A 16,512-nucleotide genomic window follows, 5' to 3' on the forward strand; every position below is an offset into this window, starting at 1 on the left:
AATCGGAGAAAATAATGGTAATTGAATTAAAATCAGAACAATTAAGAGTTCAATTTAATAGTTTTGGTGGGGCTCTTTCTTCTATAAAAGATGCTGAGGGACTTGAGTATTTGTGGCAAGGGGATGCTACTTATTGGAGTGGACAAGCTCCTGTTCTCTTCCCCATTTGTGGTTCATTGAGAGGGGATACAGCTTTCTATATAGATGAGAAGGGACAAGAAAGCAAAGGGAACATTCCTCGTCATGGTTTGGTTCGTAAGAAAGAATTTGAATTAGTTGAACAGACAGACAAGAGTGTAACTTTTGCAATTGAAGATGATGAGAATAGCTATCAAAATTATCCTTATCATTTCCGCTTAGAGATCACTTATAGTCTTTCTGGCAAGACAGTACGGACTCAATACAAGATTTTCAATAAAGAATCTAGCAAGGTCATGCCTTACTTTATTGGTGGACATCCAGGCTTTAATTGTCCTCTACTGGATGATGAGGTCTATGAAGATTACTATTTAGAGTTTGAGAAAGAAGAGACTTGCTCTGTTCCACGTCCTTTCCCAGAAACGGGTATGCTTGATTTTCAAGATAGAAGTCCATGGCTAGAGGGTCAAAAAGAAATCGATCTTAGTTATGATCTTTTCAGCACAGATGCAGTTACCTTAGATGAATTACAATCTAGAACAATTTCCCTTCGTTCTCGTAAACATGATAAGGGATTGAAAGTGCACTTCCAAGAGTTTCCAAACCTTATTATCTGGTCAACTTTGAACAAGGGACCTTTCATTGCTTTTGAACCATGGTCTGGCTTGTCAACATCCCTTGAAGAAGGCGATCATCTAGAAGATAAGAAGGATGTTCGTCTACTAGAACCTGGTCAAGTGGATCAAATTGGTTTTGACATCGAAGTTTTTTAGATTAAAAAATAAAACACAAAAACAAACATTAACTGTTGACTTTTTCAAGAAATAGGAGTATATTATGTTTGTAAGCAACAAATGATGTTTGTAACAAACAAATAATCGCTTGTTATATTCTCTTTCGTTAAGAAAGATTATTTTTAGGAAACTGGTTTCCTAAACTTGAATAAGGTGTAATTCATCTCATTCAATCCAATTTGTCAATAAACTGCTAGAAAGCTTTTTGTAGATAAACTGCTAACTATAAAAGGTTTTACTAGCCTAGAAAAATATAAAGGAGTATACAATATGTCTATTGTTATCGGTGCAGATGCTGCAGGTTTGAGATTGAAAGAAGTTGTGAAAGACTTTTTGGAAAAAGAAAACTTCCACGTTGTGGATGTTACAGCTGAAGGTCAAGACTTTGTTGATGTGACTCTTGCTGTTGCTGCAGAAGTAAACAAAGAAGAACAAAACCTTGGTATCGTGATTGATGCTTATGGAGCGGGTCCATTTATGGTCGCAACTAAAATCAAAGGAATGGTTGCTGCAGAAGTATCTGACGAACGTTCAGCTTATATGACTCGTGGTCACAACAACTCACGTATGATCACTATGGGTGCACAACTTGTTGGTGATGAATTGGCTAAAAACATCGCTAAAGGATTTGTTAACGGTAAATACGACGGTGGTCGTCATCAAATTCGTGTCGACATGTTGAACAAAATGTGCTAATACTCTTCAAAAATCAAGATAATCTGTTGTCAGCTCACTTTAGCTAACCTCAGTTATGCTTGCATCTCGCTTCCTAAGCTAATCTTGATTTTTCTTGAGTAGGGATAAATGATATTAGATTTATATAATTAATCGGAGGGAATAACTAATGAGAATTGCAATTGGATGTGACCACATCGTAACAGATGAAAAAATGGCGGTTTCAGAATTTTTGAAATCAAAAGGATATGAAGTCATTGACTTTGGTACATATGATCATACACGTACACACTACCCAATCTTTGGTAAAAAAGTAGGGGAAGCTGTAACTAGTGGTCAAGCTGATCTTGGGGTATGTATCTGTGGTACTGGTGTTGGTATCAACAACGCTGTAAATAAAGTTCCTGGTGTCCGTTCTGCCTTGGTTCGTGATATGACTACAGCTCTTTATGCTAAAGAACAATTGAACGCAAACGTTATCGGTTTTGGTGGTAAGATTACTGGTGAATTGCTCATGTGTGATATCATTGAAGCTTTCATCCATGCTGAATACAAACCATCTGAAGAAAACAAGAAATTGATTGCGAAAATTGAACACGTTGAAAGCCACAATGCTCAACAGACAGACGCAAACTTCTTCACTGAATTCCTTGAAAAATGGGATCGCGGAGAATACCACGACTAAGAGGTGGCCTATGATTTTAACAGTCACAATGAACCCATCCATTGATATTTCCTATCCTTTGGATGAGTTGAAGATTGATACTGTCAATCGTGTGGTGGATGTAACCAAAACGGCTGGTGGTAAGGGACTCAATGTTACCCGAGTACTTTCAGAATTTGGAGATTCTGTTCTTGCTACTGGTTTAGTTGGTGGTAAACTTGGTGAGTTTTTGGTTGAACATATCGATAATCAAGTAAAGAAAGATTTCTTCTCCATTCAGGGAGAAACTCGTAACTGTATCGCTATTCTCCATGGAGACAACCAAACAGAAGTTCTTGAAAAAGGTCCTGAAGTATTGGAACAGGAAGGTCAAGACTTTTTGGAACATTTCAAAAAACTCTTGGACTCAGTTGAAGTAGTAGCCATCTCAGGTAGTTTACCAGCTGGCCTTCCAGTTGATTACTATGCGAGCTTGGTAGAACTTGCTAATCAAGCTGGCAAGCCTGTTGTCTTGGACTGCTCTGGTGCGGCTCTTCAGGCGGTTCTTGAATCACCACATAAACCAACAGTCATCAAACCAAATAATGAGGAATTGTCTCAGCTTCTTGGAAGAGAAGTTTCTGAGGATTTGGATGAATTAAAAGAAGTCCTTCAAGAACCGTTGTTTGCAGGGATTGAATGGATTATCGTTTCACTTGGTGCCAACGGTGCCTTTGCCAAACATGGCGACACTTTCTACAAGGTAGATATTCCTAGAATTCATGTAGTAAATCCTGTTGGCTCTGGAGACTCTACTGTGGCAGGAATTTCTTCAGGACTACTTCATAAAGAATCAGATGCAGAATTACTCATCAAGGCAAATGTCCTTGGTATGCTCAATGCTCAAGAAAAAATGACTGGTCATGTCAACATGGCCAACTATCAAGCTCTATATGATCAATTAATAGTAAAAGAGGTATAAAATGGCTTTAACAGAACAAAAACGTGCACGCTTAGAAAAACTTTCTGATGAAAATGGTATCATCTCAGCTCTTGCATTTGACCAACGTGGTGCTTTGAAACGTCTCATGGCACAACACCAAACAGAAGAACCAACAGTGGCTCAAATGGAAGAACTTAAAGTCTTGGTAGCAGATGAATTGACTAAATACGCTTCATCTATGCTTCTTGACCCTGAGTATGGCCTTCCAGCGACTAAAGCTCTTGATGAAAAAGCTGGTCTTCTCCTTGCTTATGAAAAAACAGGTTATGACACAACAAGCACAAAACGCTTGCCAGACTGCTTGGATGTTTGGTCTGCAAAACGTATTAAAGAAGAAGGTGCAGATGCAGTTAAATTCTTACTTTACTATGATGTGGATAGCTCAGACGAACTCAACCAAGAAAAACAAGCTTATATCGAACGTATCGGTTCTGAGTGTGTGGCTGAAGATATCCCATTTTTCCTTGAAATCTTGGCTTACGATGAAAAAATTGCTGACGCTGGTTCTGTAGAATACGCGAAAGTAAAACCACACAAAGTTATCGGTGCTATGAAAGTCTTCTCAGACCCACGCTTTAACATTGATGTCTTGAAAGTAGAAGTTCCTGTTAACATTAAATATGTTGAAGGCTTCGCTGAAGGTGAAGTAGTTTATACACGTGAAGAAGCAGCAGCATTCTTCAAAGCTCAAGATGAAGCAACTAACTTGCCATACATCTACTTGAGTGCTGGTGTATCAGCTAAACTTTTCCAAGATACTCTTGTATTTGCCCATGAATCAGGTGCAAACTTTAACGGTGTTCTTTGTGGCCGTGCAACATGGGCTGGATCAGTTGAAGCTTACATCAAAGATGGTGAAGCAGCAGCTCGTGAATGGCTTCGCACAACTGGATTTGAAAACATTGACGAACTCAACAAAGTCCTTCAAACAACAGCGACTTCATGGAAAGAACGCGTGTAAGAAAGTCATTAGAAATTGAAATTTTTATACTCAATGAAAATCAAAGAGCCAAACTAGGAAACTAGCCGTAGGCTGTACTTGAGTACTGCAAGGCGACGTTGACGTAGTTTGAATTTGATTTTCAAAGAGTGTTAATACTTACAAAAATCCCCACCAATCGGTGGGGATAGTTTTATGGTTTAGAAAGAATAATTTTTGTTTGTTTCGAAAGTTGTTCAAACATTTCTTTGCTCAGTTTAGAGTCTGAAACGATGGTATCAATATCAGAGATATTGTAGAAGGTATAAAAATCAAATTTATTGAACTTACTATTGTCAGCTAGTAAGTATTTTTTATTGGAATTATTGAGGGCGATGCGTTGAGATTCACCTTCCTCTTCACTGAAGGTCGCAATCGCATTGTCCTTAATACCATTACAGCTAACGAAGGCTTTAGAAAATTGTAGATTAGCCAAGTTTTGCAAGGTTAGTGTTCCCACAAAGGCTCCGGTAATAGAGCGATAGTTTCCACCAATTAAAATCAAATCTGTTAGTTTTCGTTCGTTTAGGATGAGAAAGACTGGTAAACTGTTTGTTACAACACGAATATTATCAATTGGTAGTTCACGGGCAAAAGATTCTAAGGTGGTACCAGGGCCGATAAAAATAGTTTCACCCTCATCAATTAAATGGCCTGCAAAACGGCTAATTTCTTGTTTTTCTGCGATTTGTAAGCTTTGTTTTTCAATATTGGAACGTTCATTATTTAAAATAGAACCTGTGCGAATTTTTTCAGCTCCCCCGTGCACCCGAACAAGTAAATCCTTGTCTGCTAACTCTTGCAAGTAGCGTCTAGCAGTCATATCTGATACATCTAAGCGAGTCATGATTTCTTTTACAGTAATAGTTCCCTTTGTATTTACCGTTTCTAGAATATTATCTAGTTTTTCCTGCTTTAACATCGTTATCACCTCTATTTCTATTACTATTTTATCATAAAGTATTCAATCAATCAATTTAAAAAACAAAAGAAAACAAAAACAAAAATATCATGGTTGTTTTAAACAAACCATGATATTTGTTATTGCTTATAAAATAGATAACATTAGTTCAAACCGTAGTTGTAGTCATCGTCTTGCATGGCTTCAACTTCACCAAGGAGGTAACCATTTCCGACTTGAGAGAAGAAGTCGTGGTTAGAAGTTCCTGTTGAAATACCGTTCATAACGATTGGGTTGACGTCATCAGCTGAATCTGGGAAGAGTGGATCTTGTCCCAGGTTCATGAGTGCTTTGTTAGCATTGTAGCGAAGGAAGGTCTTGACTTCTTCAGTCCAACCAACACCGTCATAGAGGCTCTCTGTATAACCTTCTTCATTCTCGTAGAGAGTGTATAGCAGATCGTACATCCATTCTTTGAGTTTTTCTTGCTCTTCTTCAGGTAATTCATTGAAACCAAGTTGGAATTTATAACCAATGTAGGTTCCGTGAACAGATTCATCACGAATAATTAATTTAATGATTTCCGCAACATTGGCTAGTTTGTTGTTACCAAGATAGTAGAGGGGAGTGAAGAAACCAGAGTAGAAGAGGAAGGTTTCGAGGAAGACACTGGCAACTTTCTTTTCAAGTGGGCTACCGTTTAGGTAGATTTCGTTGACAATCTCAGCTTTCTTTTGTAGGTAAGGATTGGTATTGGTCCATTCGAAAATTTCTTCAATCTCAGCCTTAGTATTCAAGGTAGAAAAGATTGATGAATAAGATTTTGCATGGACAGATTCCATAAATTGGATGTTATTGAAAACAGCTTCCTCATGGGGTGTACGGATGTCTGCGCGAAGGGCTTGAACCCCAGTTTCAGATTGCATAGTGTCGAGAAGGGTTAAACCACCAAAGACTTTTCCAACTAAGTCTTTTTCTACATTTGATAGCTTTCTCCAGTCATCCAAGTCATTTGACAAGGGAATACGTGTATCGAGCCAGAATTGCTCGGTCAGCTTTTCCCAAGTTGATTTGTCGATGACATCTTCGATGGCATTCCAGTTAATGGCTTTGTAGTAAGTTTCCATTTGAAATCTCTTTCTGTGTTTAATATTGCGAACTCACAATTATTTCTATTTTATCATAATTCCAGAGGAGTATCGCATAAAAAGTCGGAAGCCCGACTTTTTTGTTATTTCATAGTATAGATGCTTATTCCAGCTTAGCTTGGTAAATGAATCGATAGCTTGAGAAAATGTAGTTTCCTCAAGCAAGGATTAAATCACACAGCTTTCACATTGGTTAGCACCGACTTCTCCACCATCATCTGTAAAGGTACGGACGTAGTAGATAGACTTGATACCCTTGTTAAAGGCATAGTTACGAAGGATAGATAAGTCACGTGTCGTTTGTTTGTTTTCTTTCTTCCATTCGTAAAGTCCTTTTGGAATGTCACTACGCATAAAGAGTGTGAGTGAAAGTCCTTGGTCCACGTGCTCAGTTGCAGCAGCATAGACATCAATCACTTTACGCATATCCATGTCGTAGGCAGAAGTGTAGTAAGGAATGGTTTCTGTTGACAAGCCAGCAGCAGGATAGTAGATTTTCCCGATTTTCTTTTCTTGACGTTCTTCGATACGTTGTGTAATCGGGTGGATAGAAGCAGAAACGTCATTGATGTAACTGATCGAACCATTTGGAGCAACAGCTAGACGGTTTTGGTGGTAAAGTCCATCTGCTTGAACCTTGTCGCGAAGTTCAGCCCAGTCAGCAGCACTTGGGATAAAGACATCTTTGAAGAGTTCTTTAACACGTTCTGATTTTGGAACAAATTCGCCAGTTACATACTTGTCAAAGTAGCTTCCGTTAGCATAGTCTGATTTTTCAAAGTTGTGGAAGGTGATGCCACGTTCACGCGCAATATTGTTTGATTCTACCAAGGTCCAGTAGTTCATGAGCATGAAGTAGATGCTTGTAAATTCAACAGACTCAGGCGATCCATATTCAATCAATTGTTGGGCAAGGTAGCTGTGAAGTCCCATGGCACCAAGACCAAAGGTATGAGCTTGGCTATTTCCGTGGTCGATAGTAGGAACAGCTACGATGTGTGAACTATCTGTAACGAAAGTAAGTGCACGAACCATAGCACGGATAGAACGACCAAAATCAGGTGAAGTCATCATGTTAACCACGTTGGTTGAACCAAGGTTACATGAAACGTCCGTTCCCATTTGCAGGAATTCTTGAGCATCGTTGATCAAGCTTGGTTCTTGGACTTGAAGAATCTCAGAACACAAGTTACTCATGATAATCTTACCATCAACAGGGTTTGCACGGTTAGCCGTATCAATGTTGACGACATAAGGGTAGCCAGACTCTTGTTGCAATTTAGAGATTTCCGTTTCCAAATCACGCGCCTTGATTTTTGTCTTGCGGATGTTTGGATTTGCGACTAATTCATCGTATTTTTCAGTGATGTCAATGTAGTTGAATGGCACACCGTATTCAAGCTCTACAGAATAAGGGCTGAAGAGGTACATTTCTTCATTCTTACGAGCCAATTCGTAGAATTTATCGGGTACTACAACACCAAGTGAAAGGGTCTTAACACGAACTTTTTCATCGGCATTTTCTTTCTTAGTTGAAAGGAAGGCGATGATATCTGGGTGGAAGACGTTGAGGTAGACAACCCCAGCACCTTGACGTTGCCCCAATTGGTTTGAGTAAGAGAAGCTATCTTCGAAAAGTTTCATAACTGGAACGACCCCAGAAGCTGCTCCTTCATAGCCTTTGATAGGTGCACCAGCTTCACGAAGGTTGCTGAGGGAAATTCCAACCCCTCCTCCAATACGTGAAAGTTGAAGAGCTGAGTTGATAGAACGTCCGATAGAGTTCATATCATCAGTTACTTGGATTAGGAAGCAAGATACTAACTCCCCACGGCGAGCACGTCCAGCATTCAAGAAGGAAGGAGTAGCCGGTTGGTAGCGTTGGTGGATGATTTCATTGGCAATATCGATTGCAACAGCTTCATCACCATCAGCGAAATAAAGGGCGTTAAAGAAGACGCGGTCTTCCATACTTTCAAGATAATATTCACCGTCGTTGGTTTTCAAAGCATATTGATTATAAAATTTATAGGCAGCCATGAAAGACTTGAATTGGAAGTTTTGGTCTTTGATAAATTGATAAAGCTCTTCTAAGAATTCTGGACGATATTTCTTGATAAATGCTGTTTCGATATAGTTGTGTTCAATGAGGTAATTGATTTTATCTTTGATTGAATCAAAAACCATAGTGTTTGGAACTACATTTTCTTTAAAGAAGGCATCCAAGGCTTCCTTATCTTTATGAAGCATGATTTGTCCATTGACAGGACGGTTGATTTCGTTATTGAGACGGAAGTAAGTCACGTCCTCAAGATGTTTTAATCCCATAAAATTTCCCTTATCTAATTACAAAAGAAAGGCTTCTAAGTTAGCCCTAGAAGCAGTTTCTTCTGGATGATGTACTAAGATTATGCTAATTGTTTCAGTTTTCCTGGTTGGAAACCTGAAAAGACTTCAGTTGGTGTTTGGATAACAGGAGCTGCGCTGAAACCGAGCTCTTTAACTTGATCGATGTACTCAGGTTGCTCATCAAGGTTGATTTCACGATAAGTGACATTATTACTGTCCAAGAAACGTTTGGTCATCTTACATTGGACACAATTGTTTTTAGAATAAACGGTTACCATTGTGTAACTCCTCTTTAAAATTTAATACTATCCTAGTATATCAGAAAATAAAATTTTGTCAATGATTTAGAACTAAATATAGTGGTATGTTTTTATGAAGAACCTACCTAAACACAATATATAGTGTTTTAAGTGTAAAATAGCAAAGAATATCCTACAGATTGTTTTTTGGAAAACTATATCCTGTGTTTTGTTATTTAGGATAGAAGATTTTCAGCAAGTTATCTGAAAGGAAATCGAATAAATCCCATAAAATGCTTGAAAAAAAACCTAGAAGATGATATAATACCAAATTGTAAGGGTTATCACATATAACTCAAAAAAGAAAGAACAAAAGGAGAGTCAAACTATGGCTTCTAAAGATTTCCACGTAGTGGCAGAAACAGGTATTCACGCACGTCCAGCAACATTGTTGGTACAAACTGCTAGCAAATTTGCTTCAGATATCACTCTTGAGTACAAAGGTAAATCAGTTAACCTTAAATCAATCATGGGTGTTATGAGTCTTGGTGTTGGCCAAGGTGCTGACGTAACTATCTCAGCTGAAGGTGCAGATGCAGATGACGCAATCGCTGCAATCTCAGAAACAATGGAAAAAGAAGGATTGGCATAAGGAAAATGACAGAAATGCTTAAAGGAATCGCAGCATCTGATGGTGTTGCAGTTGCAAAAGCATATCTACTCGTTCAACCGGATTTGTCATTCGAGACTGTTTCAGTCGAAGATACAAACGCAGAAGAGGCTCGTTTGGATGTTGCTCTTGAAGCTTCTCAAAACGAGCTTTCTCTTATCCGCGAGAAGGCTGTAGGTACGCTTGGTGAAGAAGCGGCTCAAGTTTTTGACGCTCATTTGATGGTTCTTTCTGACCCAGAATTGATCGGTCAGATTAAAGAAACAATCCGTGCTAAGAAAGTCAATGCTGAAGCAGGTCTTAAAGAAGTGACTGACATGTTCATCACTATCTTTGAAGGCATGGAAGATAACCCATACATGCAAGAACGTGCAGCGGATATCCGCGACGTGACAAAACGTGTATTGGCAAACCTTCTTGGTAAAAAATTGCCAAACCCAGCTTCTATCAATGAAGAAGTAATCGTAATTGCGCATGACTTGACACCATCTGATACAGCTCAATTGGACAAAAACTTTGTAAAAGCTTTTGTAACTAATATTGGTGGACGTACAAGCCACTCAGCTATCATGGCACGTACACTTGAAATTGCAGCTGTATTGGGAACAAATAACATCACTGAAGTGGTGAAAGACGGCGATATCCTTGCCGTTAACGGAATCACTGGTGAAGTCATTATCAACCCAACAGATGAACAAGCGGCAGAATTTAAAGCAGCTGGTGAAGCTTATGCTAAACAAAAAGCTGAATGGGCACTTTTGAAAGATGCTCAAACAGTGACTGCTGACGGTAAACACTTCGAGTTGGCTGCTAACATCGGTACTCCAAAAGATGTTGAAGGTGTTAACAACAACGGTGCTGAAGCTGTTGGACTTTACCGTACAGAGTTCTTGTACATGGATTCTCAAGACTTCCCAACAGAAGACGAGCAGTATGAAGCATACAAGGCTGTTCTTGAGGGAATGAATGGTAAACCAGTAGTTGTTCGTACTATGGACATCGGTGGAGATAAGGAACTTCCTTACTTCGATATGCCACACGAAATGAACCCATTCCTTGGATTCCGTGCTCTTCGTATCTCTATTTCTGAAACTGGAGATGCTATGTTCCGTACACAAATCCGTGCTCTTCTTCGTGCTTCTGTTCATGGTCAATTGCGTATCATGTTCCCAATGGTTGCCCTATTGAAAGAATTCCGTGCAGCTAAAGCAGTTTATGAAGAAGAAAAAACAAACCTTCTTGCTGAAGGTGTTGCAGTTGCGGATGACATCCAAGTTGGTATCATGATTGAAATCCCTGCAGCAGCCATGCTTGCAGACCAATTTGCAAAAGAAGTTGACTTCTTCTCAATTGGTACAAATGACTTGATCCAATACACAATGGCAGCAGACCGTATGAACGAACAAGTTTCATACCTTTACCAACCATACAACCCATCAATCCTTCGTTTGATCAACAACGTTATCAAAGCAGCTCACGCTGAAGGTAAATGGGCTGGTATGTGTGGTGAGATGGCTGGTGACCAAACAGCTGTTCCACTTCTTGTCGGAATGGGCTTGGATGAGTTCTCTATGTCAGCTACATCTGTACTTCGTACACGTAGCTTGATGAAGAAACTGGACACTGCTAAGATGGAAGAGTACGCTAACCGTGCCCTTACAGAGTGTTCAACAATGGAAGAAGTCCTTGAACTTCAAAAAGAATACGTTAACTTCGATTAATGTCATTAACCTTGTAACCTAGTTGCAAGGTTTTTTGATGCATTTTGGGAAAGTATAGTCTTATAATACTCTTCGAAAATCAAATTCAAACCACGTCAGCTTCGCCTTGCCGTACTCAAGTACTGCCTACGGCTAGCTTCCTAGTTTGCTCTTTGATTTTCATTGAGTATAAAGTCCACTTTTCAATGAGTCAGAGGCATGATATAATAGGGTGAAACAAATAGAATAAGAGAGAAACCATGTCTAAAGAAATTGATATTGAGTATTACCATCAGTTAGCCTTGCAAAAGCAAAAGGAGCACCGTAAAGTTTTAGCCAATTTAAAGAAAAAGCCACCAAAAAATTTAGATAAGATAGCCCAGCAGATTCACCAAGAAGTTTTTGCTGAGATTGATTGTACGGCCTGTGCTAACTGTTGTAAGACATTGGGGCCTGACTTTAAAGAAGCGGATATTACACGAATCGCCAAGTACTTTAAGATGAAATTACCAGCTTTTGAAGCTGAATTCCTTCAGGTAGATGAAGATGGGGATAAGGTTTTCAAATCCATGCCCTGCCCATTTTTAGGAGGAGATAACCTTTGTTCTATCTATGACGTTCGTCCAAAGGCCTGCAGGGAATTCCCCCATACAGACCGTAAAAAAATCCATCAAATTAACCATTTGACAATTAAGAATACCTTGACCTGTCCAGCAGCCTATCTCTTTGTTGAGAAATTAAAGGATAAGTTGTAGATATGTGCACTCTTCATTCTCACACAGAAGTGAGCTCCCTATTTTCTCTATCCCATTTATTTTTATAAAGATACCAGTCTAACTCTGTAGAAATACTTTCTATGGAGTTTTCTTTTTATGGACTATTTTGAAAAATCATCAATTTATTTTTGTAAAAAAGCAGATATAAGGATTTTTTAAGCAAGTCAACGTATACTTATACAAATCAAAAGAAAGAGGTGCGGATATGAATTATCTAGTTATTCCAGCATACCAACCCGATTTTAATCTGCTAACACTGATTGAAAAAATTCACAAGAAGTGTGATTTTTCTATCATTGTGATTGATGATGGTAGTTCTCCTGAATGTCAAGAAATATTTGCTCGAGCTGAAAACTATGGGACTGTACTTCGTCATCAAGTCAATCAAGGTAAGGGACAGGCTTTGAAAACAGCTTTTGCTTATATTCAATCACTCAATATTCCTGGAACTATCGTCACAGCAGATGCAGATGGTCAACACAAGATTTGGGACATATTACGTACCAGTAACAAGGTGGACGAAAATCCTAGCACTCTTGTTCTTGGTGTTCGTGCTTTTACTGGCAAGGTTCCCTTACGTAGTCGTTTTGGAAATAGCTTGACCCGTATCTTATTTAAAATTCAAACAGGTATAGCCGTTTCGGATACGCAGACAGGACTTCGTGCTTTCACGACAGACTTGATTCCTTTTATGATGGAAGTGGAAGGTCAACGCTATGAGTATGAAATGAACATGCTATTGGAAGCCAGCAAGCAATATTCTATTTTGGAAGTTCCTATTGAAACAGTCTATATAAATGACAATCAAGCTTCTCACTTCCGACCTATTCGAGATGGGTTAATAATTTACAAAAACATTTTTAAATTCGCTCTTTCATCATTCAGTAGTTTTATCGTAGATTACCTGGTTTATGCTCTCTCCATTCTATGCTTGAGCTTTATTCCATCGGGGTTACGCCTTATCCTCTCAAATGGGCTGGCTCGTGTTACTAGCTGTATCTTCAACTTTTCGACTAATAAAAAATTGGTATTTAAAAATAAAGCAAGTAATTTAAAAACAGGTGTAGGTTATTTAACGCTGTCTCTTGTTCTATTTTTCTTAGATACTCTCCTAATTAGCCTTTTTAATACAGGTTTCGGAATCAATTTATTCATGGCTAAAATTGTTGTAGGAATGCTTCTCTTTGTGGTATCTTGGACTGTTCAAACACGATTTATTTTCAAAGAAAGGATTTGTTATCCAGTATGAATTTTTTTAAGAAAGCTTATCTATACGCCTCGGTTTTTGGCTTGCTTCTGACAAGTTTCTTTACCTATTCGATGTTAAAGACCTTTGTACTCTCTGAAACGATTTCCACTGTATCAAATACTAGCTTTACGTCTAACACCGTAGTAGAAAGCCAAGCAGCAAAAAATGCCCAAGTGACGGATACCAGCTATTCAGATGGAAATATCAGTGTCAATCTAACTAAAAAGACGGTGAATGAAACGCAAATCTATGTGGCGGATGTGACTCTGAGCTCTGCAGATTATCTGAAAACAGCCTTAGCTCAAAACTCCTATGGAAGCAACGTTACAGCCAAAACTTCTGTGACAGCTGCTGAAAACAATGCTATTTTAGCTATTAACGGTGACTACTATGGAGCCAATAGCTCTGGTTATGTTATCCGGAATGGAGTTGTCTATCGAGATAGTGCCCGTGACAATTCAAGTAATGGTGATTTGGCTATTTACAAGGACGGTTCCTTTAAAATCATCTACGAGAACCAAGTTTCAGCCGACCAATTGGTTCAAGATGGTGTAGTCAATTTACTGGCGTTTGGCCCTTCTCTAGTTGAAGATGGGGAAATCTCTGTCGGCACTAATGCAGAAGTTGGTCAGGCTATGGCTTCAAATCCTCGTACAGCTATCGGGATTATCGATGAAAACCACTATATCATCGTCGTTTCGGATGGTCGTACCTCTGAGAGCAAGGGCTTGTCTCTTTACCAGATGGCAGAAGTGATGAAGTCGTACGGAGTGAAGACAGCCTATAACCTTGATGGCGGTGGATCCTCAACTCTCTACTTTAACGGTCAGGTGATTAATAAACCGACTACAGGTGGAAGCAAGATATCAGAAAGGGCGGTGAGTGATATTGTCTACATCGGTTACTAAAATCAAAAATAAACGCCTCAAAAAGACAGTCGTTGGCTATAGTCTTCTAACTATTTTCTTTTTATCATTTAGTCGTATCTACGAGTCCTATAGTTTTGGGGAAACTTCGCTTCATATGCACTATCTTTTTGTAGGTCCTCTAGTAGGGGGCATCATTCTGACATTATTGTTGAAAATCATTCCAAACTTAGCGCGGCTCAGTCTAAACTTGTGGAATTCGGCAGTTGCAGTTCTAACAACTGGAATGCTCTTTCGTGGGATCATCAATCTATCAGGTCGTTCAACCACCCTAGATCAACCCTACTGGTATGTTAGCATTGCCTTTGCTATTTTGGCTATAACATCGCTTTTCTTTCAGAAGAAAAAAGTAAAGAATTAGCTTAAAAATGAAGAAACTGGTTGTTGAGCGGAACATCCAGTTTTTTGATAGAAGAATTGTAAAAGGTAGATGGACTCTTTGAAATAGAAAGAGTGATACTCTTCGAAAATCTCTTCAAACCACGTCAACATCGCCTTGCCGTATATATGTGACTGACTTCGTCAGTTCTATCTGCAACCTCAAAACAGTGTTTTGAGCTGACTTCGTCAGTTCTATCTACAACCTCAAAGCAGTGCTTTGAGCAATATGTGGCTAGTTTCCTAGTTTGCTCTTTGATTTTCATTGAGTATGAATTCTTTTAAACGTGAGATAAGATTAAAAGGGTTATCAAGTGATGTAGTCCTTTTGAGTTATACAAGAAAATTACCATGCAAAAGCTGTCGTTGGAGCATTGAGTGCTTCTAACCACTGTTTATTTTTTACGGGGCATAGAGTTACGGATATACCTGCCATATCCAAACTGGTCATAAATGTTCCTGATTTTATAAAGGTAATAGTGATTCCTTCAATTTCTAAGAGTTGAAGGAGATCGTTGATAAATATCCCCATTTCTAGGTTGCTGCTAGTACCTAGATTATTTACAAGCAATATAAATTGATCACTATTTTTCCAATGATAGTGTAATCTTAATTTGCTTATAATTTCATTTGCTAGGATTTCTGATGATTGGAATGGGACGATACGATAACCTTCTTCGCCATGTATGCCAATACCATAGGAAATATTTCCTTCTTCCAAGTTAAATAGTGGAAGGGTAGCTTGGGGGAGACTAGCGGATTTCGTTGCAAAGCCAATCGTTGCGATTTCGGGAGCAAGCTGATGACCTAAATCAGTTAGTTGCTCGATGTCGGCGCCGTTCTGAGCCGCATATCCTAGGATTTTATGAAGTAAAATGGTCCCTGCAAGCCCTCTACCTCTAATTTGAAATCTATTGTGAGGTTCAATGGAAATATCGTCGTGTGCTAGACTATATCCGACTTTAATTCCTTCCTTTCTAGCGGTGTTAATGGCCGAGCTAAATTCTTTGATGTCTGCTTCGAAATTTTTAACAATGATGAAGACACCTTGACCATTGTTTAAAAAACGAATGGACTCTAAGATTTCAGTTCTTGTAGGTGGAGTAAATAATTGGCCATAGATAGCAGCGGTCAGCATTCCTTTTCCCACATATCCAATATGAGCAGGTTCGTGACCTGAACCTCCACCCGACAATATTGGAACCTGATGAGGATTGCGATTTTTTTGATAGACTAATGGTAAAGTAGGGTGTTTTTCTAATTCAGGATGACTGCTGACAGTTGCTGAAATGTAACTTGAAATAATTTTTTGTTTATGATTTGAAATAAATGTCATTGTGGTCTCTTTCCAATAATCGTCAGGATGAGATAGTCTGGTTGTGGAACTGGACTTTTTTTATTGACGTAAGCCTTCACGATTTCTGCTAGAGCGTGTGAATGATAGTCTAATAAAAAACAAGTATAGGTAGATGAATCGATATCAAATTGACCATATTCTCTTAAAATTTTTGATACAAGCAAGCGACAGTAGTTTATAAAGTGGTCATAGAAGTTATTTTGCCCTTGAATATCAAAAAGTTGAATATAAAAGTCGCGCTCTTGTTCGAAATAAAGAAATAATTCTTGTAATAGTTTTTGGCCCGAAATGAAGTCCAAGTTATTAGTGATATACTCGGTTAAGTCAGTTTCAAAAATCCAGTCTAGCAGTTCATATTTGTCAAGAAAGTGATTATAAAAGGTCTGTCTACGAATGCCAGCTGATTCCATGATATCTACAATGGAGATTTTGTCAAATTCTCTAGTAGCTAATAGGTCTCTAAATGCCTTGGCAATCCGTTTTTTTGTAATAAGTGATGATGCCATAGGAAGCCTTTCTTTTACTTACTTCATTTTACCAAAAATTTTTTTAAATGGGTTTAAAAGGGGACAAATAATAGAATCTGT

Annotated in this window: 17 protein-coding genes; 11 read left to right on the forward strand and 6 right to left on the reverse strand. The window is 38.6% G+C overall.

Going from position 1 to position 16,512, the window contains the following annotated elements; all coding sequences use genetic code 11:
* Nucleotides 1-14: 14 nt before the first annotated feature.
* From QM959_RS01635 to lacD, 5 genes are all read left to right on the forward strand, one after another.
* Nucleotides 15-911 carry an aldose 1-epimerase family protein gene (locus QM959_RS01635; RefSeq protein WP_414370980.1) on the forward strand — a complete coding sequence of 299 codons (897 nt, stop codon included), beginning with the start codon at nt 15-17 and terminating at the stop codon, nt 909-911.
* Between the two features lie 291 nt (nt 912-1,202).
* On the forward strand, nt 1,203-1,628 hold the full coding sequence (gene lacA / locus QM959_RS01640; protein WP_000029277.1) for a galactose-6-phosphate isomerase subunit LacA: 426 nt from the start codon (nt 1,203-1,205) through the stop codon (nt 1,626-1,628).
* A gap of 148 nt (nt 1,629-1,776) precedes the next feature.
* A complete protein-coding gene (lacB, locus tag QM959_RS01645) occupies nt 1,777-2,292 on the forward strand; it encodes a galactose-6-phosphate isomerase subunit LacB (RefSeq protein WP_001216913.1) in 516 nt (171 codons plus the stop codon).
* A 10-nt stretch (nt 2,293-2,302) separates the two neighbouring features.
* Complete coding sequence (locus QM959_RS01650) at nt 2,303-3,232, forward strand: tagatose-6-phosphate kinase (protein ID WP_414370982.1); 930 nt, start codon at nt 2,303-2,305, stop codon at nt 3,230-3,232.
* A 1-nt stretch (nt 3,233) separates the two neighbouring features.
* A complete protein-coding gene (lacD, locus tag QM959_RS01655) occupies nt 3,234-4,214 on the forward strand; it encodes a tagatose-bisphosphate aldolase (protein ID WP_001229114.1) in 981 nt (326 codons plus the stop codon).
* Between the two features lie 172 nt (nt 4,215-4,386).
* Here lacD and QM959_RS01660 read toward each other — a convergent pair whose 3' ends face one another.
* The 4 genes from QM959_RS01660 to nrdH form a co-directional block, all read right to left on the reverse strand.
* On the reverse strand, nt 4,387-5,154 hold the full coding sequence (locus tag QM959_RS01660) for a DeoR/GlpR family DNA-binding transcription regulator (RefSeq protein ID WP_414370984.1): 768 nt from the start codon (nt 5,152-5,154) through the stop codon (nt 4,387-4,389).
* 143 nt (nt 5,155-5,297) lie between these two features.
* Entirely contained in the window at nt 5,298-6,260 is a 963-nt protein-coding gene (gene nrdF / locus QM959_RS01665) for a class 1b ribonucleoside-diphosphate reductase subunit beta (RefSeq protein WP_004262458.1), read from the reverse strand.
* A gap of 189 nt (nt 6,261-6,449) precedes the next feature.
* Complete coding sequence (gene nrdE, locus QM959_RS01670) at nt 6,450-8,609, reverse strand: class 1b ribonucleoside-diphosphate reductase subunit alpha (protein ID WP_414370986.1); 2,160 nt, start codon at nt 8,607-8,609, stop codon at nt 6,450-6,452.
* 80 nt (nt 8,610-8,689) lie between these two features.
* A complete protein-coding gene (gene nrdH, locus QM959_RS01675; RefSeq protein WP_049500732.1) occupies nt 8,690-8,908 on the reverse strand; it encodes a glutaredoxin-like protein NrdH in 219 nt (72 codons plus the stop codon).
* A 349-nt stretch (nt 8,909-9,257) separates the two neighbouring features.
* Here nrdH and QM959_RS01680 point away from each other — a divergent pair, with 349 nt between their 5' ends.
* From QM959_RS01680 to QM959_RS01705, 6 genes are all read left to right on the forward strand, one after another.
* Entirely contained in the window at nt 9,258-9,521 is a 264-nt protein-coding gene (locus QM959_RS01680) for a phosphocarrier protein HPr (RefSeq protein ID WP_000146947.1), read from the forward strand.
* A 5-nt stretch (nt 9,522-9,526) separates the two neighbouring features.
* Nucleotides 9,527-11,260, forward strand: coding sequence for a phosphoenolpyruvate--protein phosphotransferase (gene ptsP / locus QM959_RS01685; RefSeq protein WP_414370987.1), 1,734 nt, complete (start codon nt 9,527-9,529; stop codon nt 11,258-11,260).
* Between the two features lie 239 nt (nt 11,261-11,499).
* On the forward strand, nt 11,500-11,994 hold the full coding sequence (locus tag QM959_RS01690; RefSeq protein WP_000031476.1) for a YkgJ family cysteine cluster protein: 495 nt from the start codon (nt 11,500-11,502) through the stop codon (nt 11,992-11,994).
* A 226-nt stretch (nt 11,995-12,220) separates the two neighbouring features.
* The gene (locus tag QM959_RS01695; protein ID WP_414370988.1) at nt 12,221-13,264 is read left to right on the forward strand and encodes a glycosyltransferase; all 1,044 of its coding nucleotides are present in this window, start codon (nt 12,221-12,223) and stop codon (nt 13,262-13,264) included.
* A complete protein-coding gene (locus QM959_RS01700; protein ID WP_414370990.1) occupies nt 13,261-14,172 on the forward strand; it encodes a phosphodiester glycosidase family protein in 912 nt (303 codons plus the stop codon). Before QM959_RS01695 ends, QM959_RS01700 begins: the two co-directional genes overlap by 4 nt.
* Nucleotides 14,147-14,551 (forward strand): hypothetical protein, encoded by a 405-nt coding sequence (locus QM959_RS01705; RefSeq protein WP_414370992.1) that lies wholly within the window; start codon nt 14,147-14,149, stop codon nt 14,549-14,551. Before QM959_RS01700 ends, QM959_RS01705 begins: the two co-directional genes overlap by 26 nt.
* 363 nt (nt 14,552-14,914) lie before the next feature.
* On the opposite strand, the gene dhaQ is transcribed toward QM959_RS01705, so the two are convergent.
* Nucleotides 14,915-15,904 carry a DhaKLM operon coactivator DhaQ gene (gene dhaQ, locus QM959_RS01710; RefSeq protein WP_414370993.1) on the reverse strand — a complete coding sequence of 330 codons (990 nt, stop codon included), beginning with the start codon at nt 15,902-15,904 and terminating at the stop codon, nt 14,915-14,917.
* The gene (gene dhaS / locus QM959_RS01715; RefSeq protein ID WP_414370995.1) at nt 15,901-16,431 is read right to left on the reverse strand and encodes a dihydroxyacetone kinase transcriptional activator DhaS; all 531 of its coding nucleotides are present in this window, start codon (nt 16,429-16,431) and stop codon (nt 15,901-15,903) included. Before dhaS ends, dhaQ begins: the two co-directional genes overlap by 4 nt.
* Between the last annotated feature and the right edge of the window lie 81 nt (nt 16,432-16,512).

The organism is Streptococcus mitis (assembly GCF_047459985.1).
Lineage (GTDB): Bacteria > Bacillota > Bacilli > Lactobacillales > Streptococcaceae > Streptococcus > Streptococcus mitis_DZ.